This window comes from Crocinitomicaceae bacterium, from assembly GCA_016708105.1.
GTDB lineage: Bacteria > Bacteroidota > Bacteroidia > Flavobacteriales_D > Crocinitomicaceae > JADJGJ01.
Window position 1 is genome coordinate 205,612 of record JADJGJ010000001.1, and the last position, 24,645, is coordinate 230,256.

Annotated in this window: 17 protein-coding genes; 3 read left to right on the forward strand and 14 right to left on the reverse strand. The window is 38.3% G+C overall.

The features are described from left to right. Window positions 1-17: 17 nt before the first annotated feature. The 6 genes from IPH66_00815 to IPH66_00840 are packed head-to-tail and all read right to left on the reverse strand — an operon-like array spanning window position 18 to window position 7,114. Entirely contained in the window at window positions 18-1,655 is a 1,638-nt protein-coding gene (locus IPH66_00815; protein MBK7127894.1) for a hypothetical protein, read from the reverse strand. After that, window positions 1,652-3,082 (reverse strand): FAD-dependent oxidoreductase, encoded by a 1,431-nt coding sequence (locus IPH66_00820; protein ID MBK7127895.1) that lies wholly within the window; start codon window positions 3,080-3,082, stop codon window positions 1,652-1,654. Before IPH66_00820 ends, IPH66_00815 begins: the two co-directional genes overlap by 4 nt. Before the next feature lie 5 nt (window positions 3,083-3,087). After that, window positions 3,088-3,744, reverse strand: a complete 657-nt coding sequence (locus tag IPH66_00825) for a CoA transferase subunit B (GenBank protein MBK7127896.1) — start codon at window positions 3,742-3,744, stop codon at window positions 3,088-3,090. A 1-nt stretch (window position 3,745) separates the two neighbouring features. Next, complete coding sequence (locus tag IPH66_00830) at window positions 3,746-3,997, reverse strand: hypothetical protein (GenBank protein ID MBK7127897.1); 252 nt, start codon at window positions 3,995-3,997, stop codon at window positions 3,746-3,748. Window positions 3,998-4,003: 6 nt separating this feature from the next. Beyond that, a complete protein-coding gene (locus IPH66_00835) occupies window positions 4,004-4,699 on the reverse strand; it encodes a CoA transferase subunit A (protein ID MBK7127898.1) in 696 nt (231 codons plus the stop codon). 18 nt (window positions 4,700-4,717) lie between these two features. Then, complete coding sequence (locus IPH66_00840; protein ID MBK7127899.1) at window positions 4,718-7,114, reverse strand: transglycosylase domain-containing protein; 2,397 nt, start codon at window positions 7,112-7,114, stop codon at window positions 4,718-4,720. Window positions 7,115-7,269: 155 nt separating this feature from the next. Here IPH66_00840 and IPH66_00845 point away from each other — a divergent pair, with 155 nt between their 5' ends. After that, a complete protein-coding gene (locus IPH66_00845; protein MBK7127900.1) occupies window positions 7,270-10,278 on the forward strand; it encodes a CotH kinase family protein in 3,009 nt (1,002 codons plus the stop codon). On the opposite strand, the gene IPH66_00850 is transcribed toward IPH66_00845, so the two are convergent. Both IPH66_00850 and IPH66_00855 read right to left on the reverse strand, forming a co-directional pair. After that, window positions 10,279-11,028 (reverse strand): uroporphyrinogen-III synthase, encoded by a 750-nt coding sequence (locus IPH66_00850; protein MBK7127901.1) that lies wholly within the window; start codon window positions 11,026-11,028, stop codon window positions 10,279-10,281. A 32-nt stretch (window positions 11,029-11,060) separates the two neighbouring features. Then, on the reverse strand, window positions 11,061-11,738 hold the full coding sequence (locus tag IPH66_00855; GenBank protein MBK7127902.1) for a DUF4271 domain-containing protein: 678 nt from the start codon (window positions 11,736-11,738) through the stop codon (window positions 11,061-11,063). 116 nt (window positions 11,739-11,854) lie between these two features. On the opposite strand from IPH66_00855, the gene IPH66_00860 reads away from it, so the two are divergent. Next, the gene (locus IPH66_00860; GenBank protein ID MBK7127903.1) at window positions 11,855-13,042 is read left to right on the forward strand and encodes an acyl-CoA dehydrogenase family protein; all 1,188 of its coding nucleotides are present in this window, start codon (window positions 11,855-11,857) and stop codon (window positions 13,040-13,042) included. A gap of 102 nt (window positions 13,043-13,144) precedes the next feature. Beyond that, entirely contained in the window at window positions 13,145-15,592 is a 2,448-nt protein-coding gene (locus IPH66_00865; protein ID MBK7127904.1) for a carbohydrate binding family 9 domain-containing protein, read from the forward strand. A 4-nt stretch (window positions 15,593-15,596) separates the two neighbouring features. On the opposite strand, the gene IPH66_00870 is transcribed toward IPH66_00865, so the two are convergent. The 6 genes from IPH66_00870 to IPH66_00895 all read right to left on the reverse strand — a co-directional run bounded on the left by IPH66_00870 (window position 15,597) and on the right by IPH66_00895 (window position 24,638). After that, window positions 15,597-17,036, reverse strand: coding sequence for a glycosyltransferase family 39 protein (locus tag IPH66_00870; protein ID MBK7127905.1), 1,440 nt, complete (start codon window positions 17,034-17,036; stop codon window positions 15,597-15,599). Window positions 17,037-17,128: 92 nt separating this feature from the next. Next, window positions 17,129-17,989 carry a hypothetical protein gene (locus tag IPH66_00875; protein MBK7127906.1) on the reverse strand — a complete coding sequence of 287 codons (861 nt, stop codon included), beginning with the start codon at window positions 17,987-17,989 and terminating at the stop codon, window positions 17,129-17,131. A gap of 119 nt (window positions 17,990-18,108) precedes the next feature. Next, window positions 18,109-18,819, reverse strand: a complete 711-nt coding sequence (locus IPH66_00880; protein ID MBK7127907.1) for a glycosyltransferase family 2 protein — start codon at window positions 18,817-18,819, stop codon at window positions 18,109-18,111. A 20-nt stretch (window positions 18,820-18,839) separates the two neighbouring features. Continuing rightward, a complete protein-coding gene (locus IPH66_00885; GenBank protein ID MBK7127908.1) occupies window positions 18,840-19,748 on the reverse strand; it encodes a HAMP domain-containing histidine kinase in 909 nt (302 codons plus the stop codon). Window positions 19,749-19,850: 102 nt separating this feature from the next. Beyond that, window positions 19,851-21,335 carry a T9SS type A sorting domain-containing protein gene (locus IPH66_00890; protein MBK7127909.1) on the reverse strand — a complete coding sequence of 495 codons (1,485 nt, stop codon included), beginning with the start codon at window positions 21,333-21,335 and terminating at the stop codon, window positions 19,851-19,853. 60 nt (window positions 21,336-21,395) lie between these two features. Then, complete coding sequence (locus IPH66_00895; GenBank protein MBK7127910.1) at window positions 21,396-24,638, reverse strand: gliding motility-associated C-terminal domain-containing protein; 3,243 nt, start codon at window positions 24,636-24,638, stop codon at window positions 21,396-21,398. Window positions 24,639-24,645: the final 7 nt, after the last annotated feature.

The window sequence follows — 24,645 nt, forward strand, 5'->3', positions numbered from 1 at the left end:
TAAAGACCTATCTTGGGTTATTTTTGAAATAAACTACCACCTGATTCAGTGGGAATAAAATCAATTCTTCTGCAATAGAACATTTTCTTATCAGCAAAAATAAATTCCTGCATGTACTGTAATTTGTTTTCAGTGTGATGATAATATTGACCGGACTTGTTTTTATATGCCTTCATAAAATTTGGAATAGCACTTGTATCTCCAATGCTTTGTATGTTATGTTTGCACGCATACACTAGTTCAGGACTTGGATAAACATTCACAAAAACAGCGGTGTTAGTGTCTGCCATTTCATTGATTTTTTCGGCGGTTTCAATTCTGTTCCAGTCTACTTCATCAAGTGGAAAATCTTTGAAATACTTTTCTACACTTTCTGTTCCTGTATAATATCCCAGAAAAATGGTTGCCGCACCAATAGTCAACGTGACATAGTAATGAAGAGCACTCTGCATCATGACATAAAAAACAAGCACAAAGAGCATGATCAGAAAACCCGTTTTTAAAGTGGAAAAATCATGCAGCGTATTGAAGTTAAAAAAGATCAGATAGTGAAGGAAAATACTCATCGTGACAATTAGAATAATGGTGAATGACACGTTGAGATTAGCCATTTTTCTGCGGATTTTCCCAATGAGTAAGAGCACAAAAAAACCTATGCCGCTGCAAACAAAAAATATTTCAGGCATTTTATAGTGCACATTGACATCATGTTTTATCTTTTCATACGATGCAGGATTGCTTGTAGTAAATCCACCCGGGGTGTTTTGTTCCGTATCTCTTCCGCTGCGTTCATTGAATTTTAATAATGAATAGGTTTTATAATTCTCCCATCCGGCAATAGAACTAAATTGATACAAAGTAATAGTAAGAGCAAGAGTAGATGAAAAACCAATTACCATAAATGCTCTTAGAAAGCGGTATTCTTTTTTTCTAAAGAAGAGAATCAGAAAAACTATTCCGGTGATAAACGCCATAAATAAGCCAAGCCATTCTGTGTAAGTTGCTAGAAAAAAAACTGCACCAAAAAAACTCAGCATAATCCATTCACGCTGATAGGCTAATTTTAAAAAAAGAATAATTAAAAGCACGGCCAGCATAATAAAAATTTGCACCAGCATATCAGCAAAATACAAATTGCCATGCGCCCATAAATTTCCGCTTGAAAAAAGATAAAGAAATGCGCCAATAAAACCACCCATGGAAAACTCAGCCCATCGGTTGCCGGGACTCAAGGAAAAGCCTATAAAATAAATGAGCACTGCACAAATGAAGTGCAACATCAAATTTACTTTTCGGATAGAATCAGTATCCGGTTTACCAAAAATTTGCGTTGAATAATAAGCGAATAAAAAAGCAAATGGAGGATAAGAAATATAATACACATTTCCTTTGTCATCAACAACACCACCCAGCATTGATCTGTTGTTGTTACCGCTTCCGGCGTAAGTATACACAGGTGAATAGTGATAAGCCGATGGCCCGCCGTTCTCATACCAAATTTCACAGGTGATTAAGGTATGCGCAGTAATCCATTCGTGGTGTCTTGATAAGGGCACCTCATGATTTTCTTTGCGAATCAGTACCGTGATAATAAACAAGAGTACAATTAAAAGTACTGCAATCAAGTGGTACCGGTATGAATTAAACAGCTTCATGACTCCAGACTTAATCCGGCAGCTGTGATGGTAGATTTTTCTTGATATTCTTCATAGTCAGTATTGATTGACCAGAGATTGTTATTTTTTCCGTCAATGATATTTTCAGCTGCCAGCACTCCCATGAGAATACTATGATCTTGATTATTGTATTTGAATGCTCCGTATCGTCCAATGACTGAGAGATGATTAATACCGGACAAATAATTCTCAACTTTTTTCAACGGTTCTTTGTATCCTCTTTGATATACCGGGTAACAACGAGGCAATTTAACAACGTGTCCCGCTGTAATTTCCATGCCTTGTACAAGACCTGTTTTTTTCATTTCTGAACTTGCCAGCGTGATTAAATCCGCATCTGTTTTTGACCAAATGGCATCTTCATCATAACTCCAGTATTCCAGCACAACAATGGTTGATTTTTCTCCATTATTTATTTCAGGTACCCAATTGCTGAAATTGGTAACTCTGCCCATTTCAAGATCTGATGCATGCACATACAACCAATTATCAGGAAAAACTTTTTCACCATTAATTTTCAAATAAACTAAAATGGTATTTCTGAATTTTAATTGTGCATTTGCCTCAATAATTTCTTGTGGAACTTGATCTAGATTTTTAACCAGATGCGTGATCGGCATTGATGAAATAACATGATCATAGGCGAGATAAGATCCGTCTTGCAATTCAATGCCGGTGACAGTTTCTTGATCCTTCACAACGCGTTTAACAGGAGTTTGTAAAAAAACTTTCCCTCCATTTTGTTCAACAAAGTTCTTCATGCGATCATACACCATGCCTGTGCCACCAATTGGATAGGCAAATTGATCAACCAATGTTTTGTGCTTGTTTTTTTTTGATTTAAACAAGGCATTTTTCACCGCTTCAAACAGTGAAAGTTTTTTAATTCGCTGTGCAGCAAAATCCTCATCAAGATCTTGGCAAGATATTCCCCACAATTTTTCACTATACGTTTTAAAAAAAATGGAATAGAGTTTATGACCGAAACGTGCCGTTACCCATGTTTCAAATGAGCCATTCTGTTTAACCGGTGCAATACGCTGTCTGAAATAACTCAATACACAAAGAAATGCAGTTCCAATACCTAACTTAAAAAGTGCATCAAAAGGTTTGAGCGGATAATAATAAAATTTTTTCTTGTAATAGATGCGGGTAAGTCTGTCTACCATGCGGTAATCTTTACCAACTACTTCAAGCCAAACTTTATTTATTTTATTGTCATTTGAAAAAAAACGATGTGGCCCCAAATCAACTTTTTGGTTCCATAAATCAATAGTTTTTGATAAACCTCCAACTTGGTTAGATGCTTCGTAGACATCCACGGGATATCCTGCTTTTGCAAGCTGATACGCGGCTGTCATACCGGCAGGACCTGCTCCAATTACGGCAACTTTCTTTTTAGTCAAAGCAATTAAATTTTCATTTCAGGAACATTGGATGGAACAACTAAATCACCTTCAGTTGCTTTTTGAATTTCTTCTACACTAACGCCAGGAGCACGTTCAATAAGATGAAATTTATTGTCTTTAATTTCAAGCACAGCCAAATCAGTTACCACACGAGTAACGCATCCGACACCCGTTAACGGAAGACTGCATTTTTTCAGCAATTTAGATTCTCCTTTGGTATTGGTGTGCATCATGGCAACGATAATATTTTCTGCCGATGCAACCAAATCCATTGCTCCTCCCATACCTTTTACCATTTTACCCGGAATTTTCCAGTTGGCTATATCTCCATTCTGAGCTACTTCCATAGCCCCTAATACTGTGAGTTGTACGTGTTGCCCGCGAATCATGGCAAACGAGGTGGCAGAATCAAAAATGGACGCACCTTTTTTCAACGTGACTGTTTGCTTTCCGGCATTAATCATGTCGGCATCTTCTTCTCCTTCAAACGGAAAAGGCCCCATACCAAGTATTCCATTCTCTGATTGAAATTCCACTGCAATTCCCTCAGGAACATAGTTGGCAACCAGTGTAGGAATGCCAATTCCAAGATTTACATACCAACCATCACGCAATTCCTGCGCAATTCGTTTTGCAATTCCTACTTTATCTAAAGCCATATTAATCTTTGCGATTTTTCAATTTTGATTCAATGAACTCCATTGTTTCTTTTGCGCTTGTCTTGTACTCTGTTTTTTTTGCGCCTTCTTTGAGTGCATCTATAAACTGGTTGAGTTTATCTGTTGAGAATTCCCAATGCAGCAAAGCATCTTTCCAGTCACTTAAACTGCCTTCACTGTTCATGGCAGTGCGCAACATGCTCTCAAATAAATGCGCAGGCACATCAACTTTCAGACTTGTACTTTTTCCCATACTGAATTATTTTTTTCTTACTGTGCGTTGTTCAATTCGTTTTTCAAAAGAGTTTCCTTTAAAAATGCGTTGAACAAAAATGCCAGGGGTATGAATGTAATTTGGGTCAAGTTCTCCGGCGGGTACTAACTCTTCTACTTCTGCAATGGTTATTCTGCCGGCCATGGCCATCATGGGATTAAAATTACGGGCGGTTCCTTTGAAAATTAAATTTCCTTCCGTGTCACCTTTCCATGCTTTTACGATGGCAAAATCTGCTGTCAAAGCGGTTTCCAGAATGTGAGGTTTGCCGTTGAAAATTTTCACTTCTTTACCTTGAGCTACTTCGGTTCCATATCCTGCCGGGGTATAAAAAGCCGGAATGCCGGCACCGCCAGCACGACATCTTTCAGCCAACGAACCCTGCGGAATGAGATCGACTTCTAATTCACCACTCAACATCTGACGCTCAAATTCATCATTCTCACCCACGTAGGATGAGATCATTTTTTTTATTTGTTTAGTCTGTAATAAAAGACCTAATCCAAAATCATCTACACCGGCGTTGTTTGAAATGCAAGTTAGATTTTTTACTCCCATTTTTACCAATTGAGCAATGCTGTTTTCAGGAATACCACACAATCCAAAACCGCCCAGCATGAGCGTCATTCCATCCTGAATACCAGAGCAAGCTTCTTCGGCATTTTTTACTACTTTATTCATGTTAAAAAAGATTATTTTCTAAAGAGGTGAAACAACATTTTCTTCTTTAGTACAATTAAAAACTGAGTTGTCGTATTGTGCCGGCACATCAAAATCATCTTTTGAAATACCTAACGATTTATCACCATATACTTTTTGCATATAGTAACCGTAAATTGGCAAAGCCATGCGAGCACCCTGCCCCCAAGGATATGTAGCAAAGTGAACTTGTTTGTCATCAGCACCAACCCATACGCCGGTTACCAAATCAGGTGTGAGACCAATAAACCAACCATCGGCAGCGCTATTGGTTGTACCTGTTTTACCCGCAGTTGGTGCCGTAATGCCGCCCCATGGTGATGAACCGCGCAAACTACCTGAGGTACCATAACCTTGTCCGTTATAGGGATTATATGCAGAGGTAACTACTTTTTTCATCATCGTTACCATGGTGTAGGCAAGATGTTCAGGCATTGCTTCACGTATGTCATATTCCAGATCAATAATCACGTTTCCGTTTCTGTCTTCAACACGCATTATATAAATGGGCTTGATGTAAATTCCTTTGTTTGCCCAAGTGCTGTGTGCGCCAACCATGGTGTATAATGATAAATCCATTGGCCCTAAACACATGGCCGGTACAACTTCTTCAGGTTTTAATTCTATACCAACATTTTTTAATAATTTATTCATGGCCTGCGGACCGGCTGTAGGCCCCATTTTTTTCATCACGGCAACGGTGATATTATTTAATGATCCTGCCAAACCGCATTCAGCGGTGATGAGTTGTCCTGAATTTTTTGTTCCGGTTGCCGGGCACCATGCTTTAAATTTTGAGGCGCTTACGGGTACATCAATACAATAATCCATATCAATAAATGCTTCACAAGGCGTGATTGCACCTAAATAAATGGCGGCAGCATATACAAATGGTTTAATGGTAGAACCAACCTGACGGTGCGCTTGTTTTACGTGGTCATAGGTGAAGTGATTAAAATCAGGACCACCAACCCATGCCTTAACAAAGCCTGTTGTTGGATCCATAGACATTAAACCGGCTTGTAAAATTCCTTTATAATATCTGATAGAATCCATAGGAGTCATCACGGTATCAAAATCTCCGGTATAAGCAAACACGCGCATGGCAACCGGTGTATTGAACATTTTTTCAATTTGAGCTTCAGACAATCCTTCATCCAAGGCATTTTGATAACGCTCAGAATTGCGCATACCTTTTTGCATGATGGCATCAATTTGTTCATCAGTTACTTTTTCGTTGGCAACACTTGGACTAAAAGGTGAGCGCTCTTTATACCGTTTATTATTTTTATCAAACTCAGCTTGAAGCGTAGTTTCCATGTGTTCTTGCACGGCGTATTCAGCATACTCTTGCATGCGTGAATCAATGGTGGTATAAATTCTCAAACCATCACGATAAATGTCATAAGGCGATCCATCTGCTTTATGATATTTATAGGTACCGTCATCATTTTTTTCAGCAAAACGATTTTGTAATTCACCACGTAATACTTCTCTGAAATGCGGAGCAATACCTTCTTTGTGGTCAACAATCTGGTAATCTACTACAATAGGCAAGGCACAAAGAGAATCATATTGATTGCGATTAATTTTTACCGAAAGCGCTTCATTGCCATCCTCACTATTTTTCAACCATTGATATAGGACAGTATTTCTGCGCTGATAAGCACGGGTACTATCCAATTCATATTGATCTTTTCCCTCAGGGGTGTCATCATATTTTTTAAATTGAAATTTGAGTGGATTATACATGCCCGGATTTTTGCACATACCAACAAGCATGGCTGCCTCTTCCATTTTTAAACTATCAGGCGTGGTATTAAAATAAACTTGTGCTGCTGAAGATATACCCACGGCGTTATAGAGAAAATCAAAATTGTTAAGGTACATGGTGATGATTTCTTCTTTGGTATATTGTCTTTCAAGACGCACGGCCAGAATGTTTTCACCGAATTTCTGATCCAGTCGTTCCCATTTATCTCGTGCAATACCACCACGGGCTGTGTCTTCAAGTGTATACAATAATTTAGCAAGCTGTTGGGTAATAGTAGATGCACCACCACTTTCTGATCCGGTAGCGGCGCCTGAAATTGCGCGCCCAATTCCCCAGAAATCTACCCCGGCATGTTTGTAAAAACGCTCATCTTCAGTTGCAATGAGAGCTGATATAACAAAGGGAGAAATTTGATTGTAATCAATACTTTTTCTGTTCACGCTCCAAAAGCGTCCCATCTCAACACCGTCTGATGAATAGATGATAGACGCTTGTTTGTCCGGCGGATTTGCCAGCGCCTGAGAATCCGGAACGTGTCCATTGGCCTTCATCAACATGAATATGATAAGAAATAAAGGCGCAAAAGCCAGTACCCATGTGGTGATTATGATAATTTTTTTCATCCGAGGATTTAGTTCCCCCGCTGTGGTAGATTCTTTGCTCATGCCGTGGTTTCGATGGTGTAAATTTAGGAAAATATCAGAAATGGGTTTGTTTATGACTTAATCAAACTCTTACTGACTTATTATTATGCTTAGTTTAAGTAATTTTGTGCCCCATGTTACTATTATCTGCTGTAAGATACATTTTGCCTTTTTTCATGGTTTGCCTTTTATGGAGTTGTCATAGCAAGGTGAATAATGAAACAGACGCTGACCCGAAACGCTTTTTTTGCGGCGGTGAAAATTTAATCTATGAAGGGCGAGATCCTTTTTTTGATGATGGTTATGGAAAATTCGTTGGTGGAGGACTACAGGTTAAGGATACAGTTTTTGAAGGAGAGTATGCAATACGGTTAGATTCATTGAATCCATACGGGCTTCCTTTAACGCTAACTAATATACCTGAAGGAACCTATTTCACTACCAGTGTTTGGATAAAGGAAGAAAAAAGCAATGCTACAATCATAGCAGTTACAACCGGACGCACCAATTACACATTAAATACAACGGCTATTCATCAAACTGAAAAAAAAGACGGCTGGGTAAAATACGTGATGAATTTTGGAATTGAGGTTCCGGTAGATTCCATTAAATTTTTTCTTTTCTCAGGCGGACATCTTGCCTATTTTGACAATTTTGAAATTCTTCAATATAAGCAACGCCCACCATTACCAGATTCACTAAGTCAACAGGCTTTGAGGTTGTATATTCCTGATTCAGCTTACACCATTTTGAAAGAGTATAAACGAAAAGCATTGACTCAAATTACCATCACCGATGATTTAAAAAATTATGTCAACGGGTTTATTTTAGAAGACAACGATAGTATACCTATTGAAATAAGACTAAAAGGTGATTGGACAGATCATTTGGAAAATGGAAAAACATCTTACAGAATTAAAACAGATGAAGCCTATCGTGGATTAACCACCTTTTCAATACAACACCCGCAAACACGTAACTATATGCATGAGTGGTTTATGCATCGTTTGTTTGATATGGAAGGATTGTTGTCAACGCGCTATGAATTTGTACCGGTAGAAATAAATGGAGTAAACCAAGGAATTTATGCCTTAGAAGAACATTTTGATAAACAACTTTTAGAAAGCCGTCAAAAAAGAGAAGGACCAATTATTAAAATGGATGAAACCGGATTTTGGGCACTGCTTGCTACCGGCATGAAAGATAGTTTAGACGGAAGTTACCCATATTTTGAAGCTTCAAAAATTACCTGCTTTAAAGAGGGTAGAACAGAAAAATCAGAAGTATTGTCACAGCAATTTCAAAACGCAAGTGAACTGCTTTATTTGTACAAAAACAGATTCACCCACCCTGAACAATTACTTGATCTGAAACTTACCGCAAAGTATTATGCGATGATGGATTTGGGGAATATTAATCATGCGAGTGTTTGGCACAATGTGAGATTTTATTATAACCCGGTTACCACCAAATTAGAACTGATTGGGTTTGACATGATACCGGCAATACTCCCAATGAACGAGGTAATAGGTTACAACCGGCTTAAGCGACTGGATTATTTTAACTCACGTGAACATGCTGTAGATTTTTTGTTGTTCCAGAATGAAGAGTTCAATTTGTATTACATGAACTACATAAAGCAATTTAGTTCACCATATTATCTTGACAGTATTTTCAATTTCCTGAATAATGAAATGCAGACACAACAGGATATTTTGTCGCATGAATTTCCGAATTTCATTTTTGATAAAGAATTCTATTACGATAAAGCAGAACAAATTAGATTGCGCATTGACTCTATGGAGTTTGAATGGAACAATTTTATAGCTCACAGGGGCTCTTCTCCTTCATTGTTGACTACCTCACCTGAATATAATGAATTAGATTTTCCTTTTCTTGTTGAGGGCATTTCTCTCAATGCCTACCGAAAAGAAATAGACTCAACTCATTTTATATTGCAGCTTGAAAATTTTCATTTGTCAGATATGACATTGATAGGCTATTCAACCAAAGCAGGCAATGATACAATTTTTCCTTTTCATGAACAGATTATGCTCAAGCAATTTGATGGTAAACAAGCGGCTTATACAGAAATTATTTTGCCCAAAAAACCAAACAAAGTTCACTTCATGGTGAAGAATGTGCCCGGCATAACGTATACAACTAAAGTCTTTAACTGGGCGCGTCCAACAGGTAATCATCCGCGGATTGAATTAGAGAATAAATTTAAAACAACCTCATCTTTATACCATATAGTGGATGACACATTATTTATTCATAAAGGAAAACATGTGTTAGATGAATTGATTTTAATTCCATCAAACTATGTTGTGATAGTTGAGCCGGGAGCAGAAATTGATATGGTAAATTCTGCGGGCATCATTATAAATAATTCTGTATCCATTGGTTCATCAAAAGGTGAAGAGGTTACAATTTATTCATCAGATTCAAGTTCACAAGGCATCGTTATATTGCAAGCAGCTGATGTAAAAATTGAGAATACACAATTTAATTATCTGGGTAATCTGAATTATAAAGGTTGGATACTCACCGGTGCAATCAGTATCTATGAAGGGCATACTACAATGAGCAAAGTTGAGATTTCACACAATCAATGTGAAGATGCGCTGAATATTATTCGTGGAGATTTTGTTATTGATGAGCTTGATATTCATCACACACAAGCAGATGGCTTTGACGCAGATTTTTGTACAGGTTCTTTAACTAATTCAACGTTTGCCAAAACGGGGAATGATTGCATTGATTTTTCAGGATCAGAAATTCGTATTACAGATATTACAATCAACCATGCAGGTGATAAAGGCATCAGTTGTGGAGAATTATCCAGCTTGATTTTAGAAAACATCAGCATTGATGGTGCCCTCACGGCGGTGGCATCAAAAGATGGTTCAACCCTTAGCGGGAATAATATCACCGCAAAAAATTGTAAAACTGGATTGGCGCTTTACAGAAAAAAACCGGAATATCCGGCAGCTTGGATGAAACTCACAACATGCCAATATGAAAATATCACAACCAAAGCACTCATTGAACGCGGCGGATTACTTGAATACAACGGGGCACACTATTTTGGATACAACATCTTTGATATAGATGCAATGTACGCGCAATGGGAAAAGTGATCAATTATTTTTTCCTTCAGCTTTGATAAATTGTTCAATAGCCATAGTCATACTTGGTGCAGCCGGTTGAGGGGCATGCACATCCAAACGCAGGTTATGTTTTATCACCGCGTTGGCAGTAGTTGGACCAAAGGCTGCTATGCGAGTAGTATTTTGTTTGAACTTTGGAAAATTCTTGAACAAGGATTCTATTCCTGATGGGCTGAAAAAAACCAACATATCATATTTTACATCAGATAGATCAGACAAATCAGCTGCTACTGTTCTGTATAAAATTACTTTGGTAAAGCTGATGCCTGCACCGGTAAGAGTGGTTGGAATATCTTGTCTGAGAATATCAGAACAAGGCAAAAGAAAAGTTTCTCCTTTGTGTTTTTTCACAATTTCTGCTAATTCACCAATGGTAGATTTACCATAGAAAATTTTACGTTTGCGATAAACCACATATTTCTGCAAGTAAAAAGCAATTGCCTCAGAAAGGCAAAAATATTTGAGTGTTTCAGGAACCTTGTAGCGCACCTCTTCAGCAATACGAAAAAAGTGATCAACACCGGTTTTGCTTGTGAAAATAACACCAGTGAACTTTCCAATATCTACTTTTTGTTCTCTAAAATCTCGGGCAGATACGCCTTCAACTTGTATAAATGGTCTGAAATCAATTTTCAGATTATATTTTTCAGCTAAATCAAAATAGGGAGATTTTTCAGTTTCGGGTTTGGGCTGAGAAACCAGAATAGTCTTAACACTCATAGCACCCCTCGTAGTTAGTTTAATTCCTCTTTTTATCTGACTAATACCCGAATCAAGACGATTAACGGTATTAATTCAAGGGTGCAAAGATATAAAATAATATAGAATATAGGAACGCGTTGTTTGGCGGCACGCACAAATGACTGAAATTCACGTGTTAAAATTAATAATATCACCACTATAGCCAATATCTGATAAGTGATAAACTGAACATCTGCTTGCAAAAATTCAACTGAAGCCATTATCGGTGTCAGCATAAAAGTTGCAATTTGCCCGTAAACAAAGTGATTTAAGCGATGTTCTGAAACACCTTGTTGTACCTGAGAGATTACAGCCACAAAGCGCATGAATAAAAACTTAATCGTATTCATCAAAATCAAGGCGCCCAGCAATATGAATACAAAAGTTGGATTCTGAATTTTTATAAACACATAAAGCATTAATGCCAACGTAAATTGATAGGCTAACATCAGTAGGTAAGAAGCAAAAGAAGATAATTTCAAATCTTCAGACATGTTTTGATACAATTGACGGTTATAAAAACCGGTTCTGAACAACACCGGAATATAGCCCGGATGACGCATTTTCACATAAGCAAAGGCAACTAGATTAAAAAAAATCATAGACCAAAAAACCCAGTTGAAACTTTCTTTCAAGGGATTTTGTTGCCCAATAACAGAGGTGCCTTGCAGATATTCTATGAAATCCATCGGATGTAAAATTAGGATTTATGATAAATATCAGGCTGTTTAATCTGAAACAAAAACGAGCAGAGTCATGTTAAAATCCATACATTTGTCGCGCAAAATAAAAAAGAATCAATCTTATGGCCAGCGATCTATATACCCACCCTGATTATTATAACATGGATGATTTACTTTCTGAAGAGCACAAATTAGTGCGTGATTCAGTAAGAGCATGGGTAAAACAAAATGTATCTCCAATTATTGAAGATTATTATGAACGTGCTGAATTTCCAAAACATCTCATCAAAGGATTAGGTGAAATTGGTGCATTTGGACCTTATATTCCTGAAGAATATGGCGGACCGGGTTTGGATCAAATTGCGTATGGTGTGATTATGCAAGAGCTTGAGCGTTGTGATTCAGGTTTACGATCTACATCATCAGTACAATCTTCATTGGTTATGTATCCAATTTATAAATACGGGAATGAAGAGCAGCGCAAAAAATATCTTCCAAAATTAGCCAGTGGTGAATTCCTTGGTTGTTTTGGATTGACAGAACCTGATCACGGTTCAAACCCGGGTGGAATGATCACCAATTTTAAAGATGCCGGTGATCATGTGATTTTAAATGGTGCAAAAATGTGGATTTCAAATGCGCCTCTTTCTGATGTTGCCGTGGTATGGGCAAAAGACGAATCAGGGCGCATTCACGGTTTGATTGTAGAAAAAGGAATGGAGGGTTTTTCTGCTCCTGAAATGCATGGCAAATTATCATTGCGTGCATCAATCACCGGTGAGTTGATTTTTGACAATGTAAAAGTTCCTAAAGCAAATATTTTACCTAACAAATCAGGCTTGGGTGCTCCGCTTGGTTGTCTTGATTCTGCAAGATACGGAATAGCATGGGGTGCTCTTGGTGCAGCTATGGATTGCTATGATCAAGCATTGCGTTATTCAAAAGAGCGTATTCAATTTGGTGAACCGATTGCTGCTTTTCAGTTAACACAAAAAAAATTGGCTGAAATGATTACTGAAATTACCAAAGCGCAGTTACTTACTTTCCGCCTTGGTCAATTAAGAAATGAGGGGCGTGCAACTTCTGCTCAAATCTCAATGGCAAAACGAAACAATGTTGAAATTGCCTTGCGCATTGCTCGTGAAGCACGTCAAATTTTGGGCGCTATGGGTATCACCAATGAATTTTCAGTTATGCGTCACATGGCTAACCTTGAATCTGTGGTTACTTATGAAGGCACACATGATATTCACTTGTTGATTACCGGAATGGACATCACCGGAATTTCTTCTTTCAAAAGAGAGATTTAAATAAAACCACGCATGGATTAGAACAAGGGGAATTATCCTCCGGTTTTTCCTTTCACATAAATTATTTTGTCATCTGATTACCTTTCATGACCTTTGATTTGGATGGACCGGATTTTCACTTTAGGCTTGTTGTTTTTTTCTCTCATCAATTTTGGTGCTGACAGAAAAACTATTGAATCAGTCCGCACGCAGGAAAAAATTGTCATTGACGGAAACCTGAATGAAAGCTGCTGGAAAAATTCTTTTGTTGCCTCTGATTTTATTCAAAATGTACCTGTGGCAGGTGCTCCATCTTGTCGTAAAACGGATGTGATGGTGTCCTATGACAATCAAGCTATCTATGTTGCTGCCGTGATGTGGGATGAAAAAGACAGCATTACTAGCACGCTTTCTCAGCGTGATGATGTGGGTAATGCTGATTGGTTTGGTGTTATCTTTGATTCATACAATGCGGGTACACTTGGTTTTTCATTCATTGTTACAAGTGCCGGTGTGCAGGTTGATGAGCTGCATCAGGTTGATGATATTGATCCAAACTGGAATGCGGTGTGGCAAAGTGAAATCAGTATTCATGATGATAAATGGATTGCTGAATTGAAAATTCCTTTCTCTGCTTTGCGTTTTCCAAAATCAGAGAGTCAAACTTGGGGTATTAATTTTGCGCGCAACATCAGAAGAAATCGTGAGGAATCATATTGGAATTTTTATGACCCCAAAGGAATTAATCTTATTTCTCAGTTAGGTGTTTTGCATGGGATTAGTCAAATTGAAAGTCCGGTGCGGTTATCAGTTTCTCCTTATGTTTCAGGTTATATTGAGCATCACGGTGACAACGGAACAACATCTTACACAGCCAATGGCGGAATGGATTTGAAGTATGGTTTGAATGAATCATTCACGCTGGATGTAACGCTGATTCCGGATTTTGGTCAGGTACAATTTGATAATCAAGTTTTGAATTTATCACCATTTGAAGTGAAGTTTAATGAACGACGCCAGTTTTTTACTGAAGGTACTGAGCTATTTAATAAAGGAGATTTATTTTATTCAAGACGTATTGGAGGAACACCACTGAATTATTATGATGTCTATGGTGAAATTGACAGCAATGAAATAGTTTCTGCTAATCCGTCTGCTGCTCGGTTGTTCAATGCAACAAAGGTTTCTGGTCGCACTCAATCAGGTTTAGGTATTGGTGTATTTAATGCAATTACAGCGCCTTCTTTTGCAACTATTACTAATACACAAACAAATGAGGCAAGGGAAATTCAGACAGATCCTTTGACTAATTATAGCGTGATTGTATTTGATCAGAATCTGAAAAACAATTCAAGTGTTACAGTATTAAATACGAATGTCTGGAGATCAGGTAGTGCGTATGATGCAAACGTGACATCGGCTGCATATAATTTATACACCAAACAACAAAAATATCAAACGGTTGGTCAGTTTGTGTTGTCGCAAATTTATCATGAAGATTCTACTGATCTGGGACATCTAATCAATTTCGGATTTGGAAAATCAGCCGGGCAATTTACGTGGGGCACTTCTTATTTTGAAACCAGCAAATCCTATAACCCAAATGATCTTGGCTATTTTTTCTGGACCAATCAGCGAACCGTGAATGCGCAAGTGGGATACAGTATTTTTACTCCTTTTTGGAGACTGTATAATTTGTGGTCAAGTTTTTCAACTTCATATACACGGAATATTGATCCAAACGCATTTGCAAATCTTGAAGTAAATGCAGAAGTTGGTGGAACGTTTAAAAATTTTCTCACAGCCGGTTTTTGGCTTTTTAGTGAACCGGTTATCACGTATGATTTTTATGAACCTCGTGTTGATGGACGATTTAACGAGTATCCACAATCATTGGGTGCAGGCGGATTTATTTCATCAAATTACGGAAAACCATTTGCACTGGATATGCGATATGGGTATATTAAATTGAATGATCCGGGAAGATATATTTTAGAAATTACTACTAGTCCGCGTTTGCGTTTAAGCGATAAATTTTTTGTAGTGCTCACCAATTATCTTGGATATCTAGAGAATGAAGAAGGCGTTGCATTGGATAATAATTTTAATGTGCCTTTTGATGGTGATGATCCAATTTTTTCAATTCGTGACAGATTCATTACCGAAAATACCGCTGCGGCCACTTATATTTTTACCAACCGCATGGGTATTACATTCAGATTGCGGCACTACTGGTCGAAAGTAGAGTATGAATCGTTCTACAGATTAGATGATGAGGGAAAATTTCAACCTACCACTTACACCGGTTTATCTGCTGACAGCGTCTCACTGCACAACAATAGTTATAACGCATTTACAATTGACATGGCTTACCGATGGGTTTTTGCCCCAGGTAGTGAATTAAGTCTGGTCTGGAAAAATTCTATCTTCTCTTTCTCTGATCAAATTGATCAAAACTATTTCAGCAATGTGCAAAATCTTTTTGACTTCCCTGCCACTAACAGTATCTCGCTCAAAATACTTTTTTATCTTGATTTTTGGACAGTTAAGCAGCGATTCTCAAAAAAGTGATGGTTTATTTTATCTGCACATAAATTCCACCATTTAGTTGCTCAAGCGTGTCGTAATGGAATGATTGATGTAATATTGATAAGTATTCTTCCTGGTGCACAAATACTTTTTCCTGCGGTTCAAAATCAGCCGTTTTAGTGATTCTCACAATGGCACCATGTTCAGAAAATTTGTACTTGTAACAGAGCAAAGATCCTTGAAATCCGTGGTGAAAAATGGTGATGTTTTCATATTCACGTCGTTTTGATTTTTCATAGAGAAATATACTGGCTGCCTCTTCCATTCTGTCACCAGAAGATAATTTATTTGATTGGGCATTATAAAATTGTTGATGATATGGAATCAGAAAAATGAAGAACAAGGTAACGGCAACAAGCGGTAGTTTATATAATTGAAAAAGATGTATAAGTTGATAAATGGGTATTGCTGCAATGCAGGCAAGAAATGGATAAACCGGCATATCGTACCAAATCATTTTGGTGCTTGAAATTGAAATTTGCAAAATATAGAAACCACAAAATAATGCGGTCACATAAAATATCTTTCGTTCAATATCATCACCTAACTTGAACATTAAAATTAAACCTATAAAGAAGAAAACTGACCAATATGAAAATCGGGTGTAGAAAATATGTTCTAAAAAAAAGCGCCATCCTTCTTTTCCAATATTTTTCATTTCAATTAATCTGCCTGCATCATGTTGAAATGTCAGGTTGAGAAATCCCGGTTGAAAATGTTCTCTGATGATAAAAACCACCAGTAGAGAGCCTGTAACAAGCACGATTCCCACGTACAAATGCCATGTTTTAATTGCGATCAGAAATTGTTTTCGGTAAAGTATAATGGCAGCAACAAGTGGTAAAATGAACAGCATGGCGGCAAAACTTTTAGTCATGATGGCAAGAGAGAAAAAGACGCCGGCAAAAAGCACGTATTTATTTTTTAGCTCCATGAAAAATTTCAATACATTCAATACCATTGCCAACAGAAAAAAACTCAACAAAGCATCCGCGTCTCCGGTGCGCCCGGTGTGGTATGTAAGATATCCTGAACTTGTCATTAAAATCAAAACAGCTGTCCAGGCAAATAATTCATCTTTATACTTTTTCAGAAAACTGAACAAAACGAGGATTGAGAAAAAAACAGCGCATGCGCTTGGAAATCTGATTGACCATTCAGAAAAGCCAAATATTTTTATACACGCAACTTGCACCCAGGTAACCAACAGCGGTTTAGTATTTCTAAGATCTACTTCGTGATCAAAAGTTGGAACCATCATATTTCCGTTCTCTGACATTTCGTACGCGTTTACTGCAAACATAGCCTCATCCCATGGTCTGAACGCGAATGAACCTAAGCGCGCAAACACTACAAAATAGATCAGCGTAAACAGGATGGTAGTGCTGAGTACATTTTTCCATGTAAATATTTTATTGTTCTGCACCTGAATTATCCAATTTGATTGTGAATATGACTAACTAAATTACAATTAATTCTTGCATATAAACGCAAATTAATTGCACCTAGAATCGGTATTCACAAAACAGTAAACGATCCTGAGAGCAGTTGAACACCACTTGACACATTCACAACCTCATAAACATAAGTGCCTGATGAAAGTAAAAAAGTATTTGAACCCGCAGTCAAAACACTCTGCAATACAAGTATTCCATCAAGTGAATAAAATGAAATTTGCGCAGGGAGGTCAGTCAATAATTCAACAGATATTTCTCCGGTATAAGATGAATAATTAAACGTTACATCAAGGGTTGAATCAATATTTTCTGTAATCAAAAAAGACTGACACAGCGTGTCAACACAACCATTGGTATTAGTACCTGCCAGACATATTTCATGATATCCGGGAGATTCAATAATCACAGAAAATTCGTCTTGAATACTTGCAGAATTCCAAGTGGTGTTGTCAAAATTCCATGCGTACAAATAATCAGGCCAAGGGTCTGGCAGGTTATCACCAATGTTTGTTGAGGTGTTTGTGAATACTAATTCTGCTTGCGTGTATCCATTATCTGTTTCATAAACCGTGCTTGTTAGTAGCGTAAAATTGGCTTGAGGATTGACTGAGTCCAGTTTAACAACTTCTGAAATATCGCAACCAATACTATCCGTTGCTGTAATTTTATATTCTCCGATATTTAAACCGCCCCACGTAGTGTTATGACTTATTTGTCCGGTTTGTAAATTCATCCAGGTATATTCACAGGGCCCGTTGGGACTTGCTGCGAAGGCATATACTATTCCATGCCCATTTTGATTCACGTTTGTTCTGCAATGGGCAGGTACATATCCTAATTCAACAAAATGTAAACTATCACATTGCAAAAATGCGTTGAGGTGTAAAATGATTCCTACTAAAGTGGCAAGAGTGATCTTCATGATTTATGGGTTAAAATCATTTTCAAGACGTCTTTAACCTCACTAAAGTTGCAGGGTATGAAAAAAAAAAGGGGGGGGGGGATTAAAAGCAAAGAGTACTGAACACAGTTTCGTTTAGCTTATTTTCCAAATCCATATTTTATGATGCACCACATGGCTCTGAATCCATCTTTCCAACCTATTTTTTTCCCTTGTTCACCGGTTCTTGCTTTGTATGTGATGGGTACTTCAGCCCAACGTAATTTGCGATGTTTTGCTAATTTGGCGGTAATCTCAGGCTCAAAACCAAAGCGTTGCTCTACCAGTTTGAGTGATTTAAATACATCAGCGGGAACCAATTTATAACAGGTTTCCATGTCAGTAATTTTTATTCTGAATATCAGATTGGACAACCAAGTTAAAAATCCGTTGGCGCGGTTGCTGAGCCATGATCCGCCTTTCTGCTTGGTGTTTAAAAAACGTGAACCATATACTACATCTGCCTGATTGTTGTTTACTTTTTCAATCAATAAATTTATTTCGTGCGGATCAAGTTCTAGATCGGCGTCTTGAATGATGATGTAGTCACCGGTTGCATGTTTTATTCCGGTGTGAATTGCTCCACCTTTGCCTTTATTTATTTCATGCTTGCAAATAACAAAATTTGATGAAGATATCTCTTGAATGGTAGCTTGAATATGTTGATATGACGCATCACGTGAACAATCATCAATGACAATTATTTCTTTTTGAACTGAATTTATCAATTGTAATTGATGCATTACCTTGAGAACTTCTCCAATGGTTCCGGCTTCATTGTAACAAGGAATAATAATGGAGAGTTTGTTCATGCTGTGAAAGGCTCGTTGATTTATATGATCGGAAAAAATAATTTCACGGTAAGACCGCATGGCTTGTTATCATGCAATTCAATTCGCCCTTGATGCTGATGAACCAGAAATTTTGTAATAAACAAACCAAGCCCAGTACCTTTTGATTTGCGAGTCATTTCATTTTCTTCACGATAAAAGCGATCAAATACCATTTTCTTTTTTTCATCATGTATGCCAATTCCCTGATCTGAAATTTCAAGGATTATTTCTGATCCTGTTTTTTTTAAATTGATGCTGATTTCACTTCCTTGTGGTGAATATTTGGCGGCGTTTGAAAGCAGATTTGAAACAACACTTACCATGGCTTCATGGTCTGCCAGTATCTGATGAGGTTCTAGATTTTGTTTTATTTGATAATTTTTTAGAACTGATGTGCTCAGCACGCGCACAGTTGAATTGATTATTTCATCAAGAGGTTGCGCAGATTTATTGAGAAAATAATTGTTGTTGTCAATGCTTCGGGTAATGAGCAAATTGGAGACTAAACTTTCTAAGCGCTTTATTTCATTTAGACTTTGCGCGTAGATATCATCTCGCTTCTCTGCATCCAATTCTCTTTTTTGAAGTGTCTGTAAAAATAATGTAACTGATGCAATGGGTGTTTTTAATTCGTGTGAAATAGAGAGTAAAAAATTCTCTTGCAATTTATTTAGTTGGTGTTCCTTTTTATAGGCTCTTTTAATCATGTATGCACCTCCTAAAAGTATCAATACAAATACTGATCCTTCACCCACCAGCATCATCATTTTTTTCTGCTGCTGTGCAGGGTCAACATAAAGATCATTATAAAGCGAGGCAATTAAATATAGCCACCAACTGAATTGAACTACTACATAAATGAGTAGCAGGTAAAACAAAAACAGGGGATTGCGTACAGATTTTCTCACTGCACTAATTTACGCTAAAATCTGCGATCAGTGAATTGACGAATAAAATACCCATGTTTCTGCGTGGTTTTCTCATCAGAAAATTGGATTGGATTTGGTGCATCAATGTTTGATCACTAGTTTTTTGGTTACTGTTCCTGATGAAGTTGTCATCTTCACAAAATAGGTGCCGGTTGAAAGATGACTAACAGAGATAAATTCAGTTTGTTGATCTGCGTTGACAACAAGTACGGTTTCGCCCAAGATATTTATAATTTCAATTCTTCCACCTTGTTCTGCACCACTGATGGTAACCTGCGCATTAGCCGGATTAGGATAAATAGTTATCTCATTATTTTTTTCTTCCATTCCGGCATCTGTTGTGTTTACAGTATGCATTACAGAATCAACACTGCACTCATTGTAGGCGTACATCCAAACATCAAATGTTGCAACTGAAGGAAAAGTATGCGATGGATTATTTGTATCAGTTCCCCCTGAACCATCACCAAAATTCCACCACACAGAGTCGCTATTGCTTGACGTATTAACAAAGTCAGTGACTAACCCATCTACCGTAAAAGTAAATGACGGAACCGGAACATCCAATACAATAATCGGCTGACTTACATTAACTGCACAGTAGGGTGTATTGATGTCATGAATAAAAATGGTATCTGCTAATGCAATGGTAAATGTTCCGGGATTAGCATAGGTATGACAGGCATCTGTAATGTCAACATTTTGATAACCATCACCCCATAACCAGCGGATGTGCGTAGTGGCACTGCCTGATTGTGAATTGTACATGTGATTGCTAAAATTTCCTAATTGGTTATAATCAACACAACCTGCGTTTACCACATCAGGGCAAATAGTATCATCAACAACGGTGAAGGGCGTAAACAAATCGTATTTCACTAACGGAGACATCAAATAATCATAATCATACACTGATGGTAAAAAATCATTCGCGTTGGAATACCAACCATCCCATGCAGGGTAGGCAGGATTCTCATATAATGCATATGAAAGATATTCTCCGTTTCCTTCATTGATGGTGTAATCATTAGCAATAATTACCAATTCTTCATTTAAGGGAGTGTGCATGGCAATGATAAAATCATCTGTCATTACAACCGGCGAATCAAAATAACTTTTAACTGAAATGTTTGGCAATACTACCGTAAAGGCGGTGTGTTTAACGTACACGGTGTCTCGTGTAATTTCCGGTCCAACTGAATCAATTGCTGAAAGGTATGAGTGAAGTGAGGTAATCACCATCACTGAGTCAAGGGTAGAAGTTTCGTAAGCATAGAATTCAACTCCACTCACTTCTGTTGGTTGTGAAACGTGAAAACGCATGGCACGTCCGTTATAGTAATAATCATCTACAACATCTCCGGTGCGCATATACTCTTGTCCAATGCTTGTTGTTTTTTCTAGGCCGATATAATTATTGAAATATGCCCCGCATGAGTCTCCGGCTGATTTGGTTACATATCCCCAATCGGGTGTATTGGCATGTGTACTGGTCATTTGTTGCTCTCCCGGTTGGGCAAAACTGATTAATGATCCAAAAGAAATAAAGAGTAAAAAGTTTTTCATGCACGTGCGTGTTTGTTTATTCAAATATAACGAAGATAAAAGTATGGAGGTTGGTGTTACCTATTTAATAATGGTTACGTTTCCTTCTTGACTGATTTGATCACCCAACACAGTTTCACCACGCAGCATGTAGACAAAAGTTTGTGGTGCAAGTTCAGCACCGTTCATTTTACCATCCCAATAATCTTTTTGTTCAGTAGATTCAAAAACTAATTTGCCCCACCGATCATAAATCTGTATATAATAATTGAATAGTCGTGGACCGTTTACAACCAACAAATCGTTGTGTCCATCGCCATTTGGTGAAAAGATATTTGGAACAAAAACTTCCATATAACCGTTGATATCTACTAAAACACTATCACTGTTTTGACAACCAATTGGGTCAGTTACAATCACTACATAAACTGTAGCCTGATCAGGTACGTCGTAAATTTGAGAACAGTTTTCTGTGAGACATTCCATGGGTTCGGGTATCCATGAATAGGTAACGTCCGGATCTGATTCTGCCCACAATTCAACTTCACCACCAATTCCAATAAGTGTATCGTCACCGGCTAAAACATAGGGCACCTCATTAACAATAATTCGTATACTGTCAGTAGCAAAACCGCAAAGCGGATTAGTAGCAGTGACATAAAACACGGTAGTTGTATCAGGGAATAAATACACAGTTTCACCACTTTGACCATCACTCCATGTGATTGCATAACCGTTGTTTAATGCAGTTATTTGAATTGAATCACCAATGCAAATGCTCACACTTTCTGTTACACTTACCATAGGTGCAGGTTGCACTTCAATGGTTGTTGTTGTAGATGGTCCGGTGCAACCGTTTAATGTTTCAAAACAAATAAAATCACTCAAACCATTTGCCAAAGGTGGTGTGAACGTTGTACCTGAACCTACAGTAATGCCTAAAGAATTTTCCCAGGTAATATTTCCTCCTACGGTTGGGGTTGCAGTGAGAGCTGTTGGTGTTTCTCCTTCACAATACAAGATATCTCCTGTAACAGCTGGAGCATCCGGTGTTGGTTTTACCAAAATACTTATTGGCGTCGCAGGTCCTTCACAACCTGCTGCGGTTTCAGTGATGTATAAAGTAAATGTTCCAACAACCAAGGTTGGGTTATAACTGTTCAAGGTTGACAACACTGCAGTCAGACCTGCATCAGCATACCACGTAATGGTGCCACCTAATGACGGACTTGCGGTAATAGCACTTGGTAAATCTCCTTCACAATAGGTGGTAGTCCCTATCCAGGTTGGTGCAGTTGGAATTGGATTAACTGTAATAGTAACATTGTCTGCTGCACCAACACAATTCAAAATAGGTTCAGTTGTGGCTGCATAATACGTGACTGTACCAACGCCCTGAACCGGAGTATATGAAAGTCCTGTACCCAGTGGAGGCCCAACTAATCCTGCGTTATTATACCAGTTCACCGTGCCTGCGCCTCCTGAAAGTACGGTGAGTGCTGCAATAACATCTCCGTCGCAATAACTTGCACTGGCTGCAATATCTACATTGGGTGGGGTAATTACATTCAATGTTCCGGTTCCTGAAAATGTTCCGGGGCAGCCGCTGCCACTCACGCTGGTAATAGTATAGGTTCCATTAAGTGTTGCAGAAAAATTATAGATCATGGCTCCAATGCCTGTGATATTGTAAGGTCCGCCCGGCCCGCTAATGGTTACATCAAATGGAGGCGTACCGGTGAATGTAACAGGCAATGTTCCGCTTGTTCCGTTACACACTGTTGGGTTACCGCTGATTGTGGCTGTCACCGGAGGATAGGTTGATACGGTTACGGGTCCGGTGATTACACAACCAGTGCCTGGGTCGGTAACGGTAACGGTGAATGTTGTGGTTGATGGAATAGTTGCAGTAGGGTCAGCCAAGGTTGATCCACCTCCAAGATAAATTGCGTTGTCCCATGAATAAGTATATGCCGGTGGTGGCGCACCGCAACTCACCGTGAATGATTGTGATGAACCATCAACCCAGGTGCCAACACCAGGCGGAACATCTAATACAACGTTACCTCCAGCATCGTACAAAGTATAGGTACATTCACCTGGAAATGCTGCCCCACTGATAAAAATTTCTACCACATCATCATGATCAAAACAAATATTATGGGTTTCATAGTAAGCTCCCCCCATACCCGGGTATGCAGGGGCGTAAGTTCCAAATAATACTCCGTTCACATAAACTTCCAATTCATTTCCTTGCCATCCGTCATCCCATAAATCACCCAGCACTAAATCAAAACAACAGGTATTGCCAACATAAGGTGCAGCATTGGCATGCAATACGGTTGACGTGTTTGGACAAATGGTTATATCATCTGCAGTGGGGTTTACTTCAAATCCAACACCCACCGGAATGGTTACGGTATTCGTGCAGCCTGAATTATCTGTAATGGTCAATGATACATCATGGCTGCCGGCAGTCATAAAGGTAAATGACGGATTTTGTAGTGTAGATGTACCTAATCCGTCAAAATCCCATGCCCAGTTTGTAATGGTGTTTTGGGCTATAGACGCATCTGTAAAATTAATTACCTGTCCAGGGCATCCGGTGGCTGAAAAGGTGAAGTCGGGTTGAAGCCCAATACCTACTACCTGCTCGTTGTCAAATGCACTGGTTGATCCTGTCCATCCCCATAAAACATTTGGGTTGCCTGCAAAATCTGATCCAATAAAATCTCTGGTTTTTGTAAGTGAAGTTACACCATCAACTTTCACGGTGAGGGTTTGCATTGCGCCTGCTGTCCATATAATTTCAACTAGATGAAAATCACAATCTTCTACATTGGCTGAACTTGGCGAAATCAGCGTAGGAACAGTCCCCATCAAATTGAGTGGATTAGCGGGATTGTGATCAACACTTCCGCTTTTTTGTAACCCAATATGGTCACCTGGGATATCATAGTTGCTTGAACTTAAATTATCATCATAGGTGTCAAATTCTATCCCAATACAATTACCTGTCATGCCTTGAAAACCCATTCCCGAGCCTCCGGATCCAACGGCCCAAGGGCTAGATCTTAGCACAAAAACCAAGCCTGTTCCGCCAAAATTATCACATCCAAATTTTACATTGAACAGTAAACTGAAATTGGCACTTAAGTTAATGGTGGCGTTTTTGTAAAATGACCCGGTTTGGTTGGTGTTATCAGGTGTTACGGTCCATTGTCCGCAGGCTGTTTGAGAAGCGCTGCCTGTTGTTGAATATTGCGCCAAGGCACTAAATGATGAGTACAACAACAAACCAAATACAATAAATCTTAAAACCATAACTTAC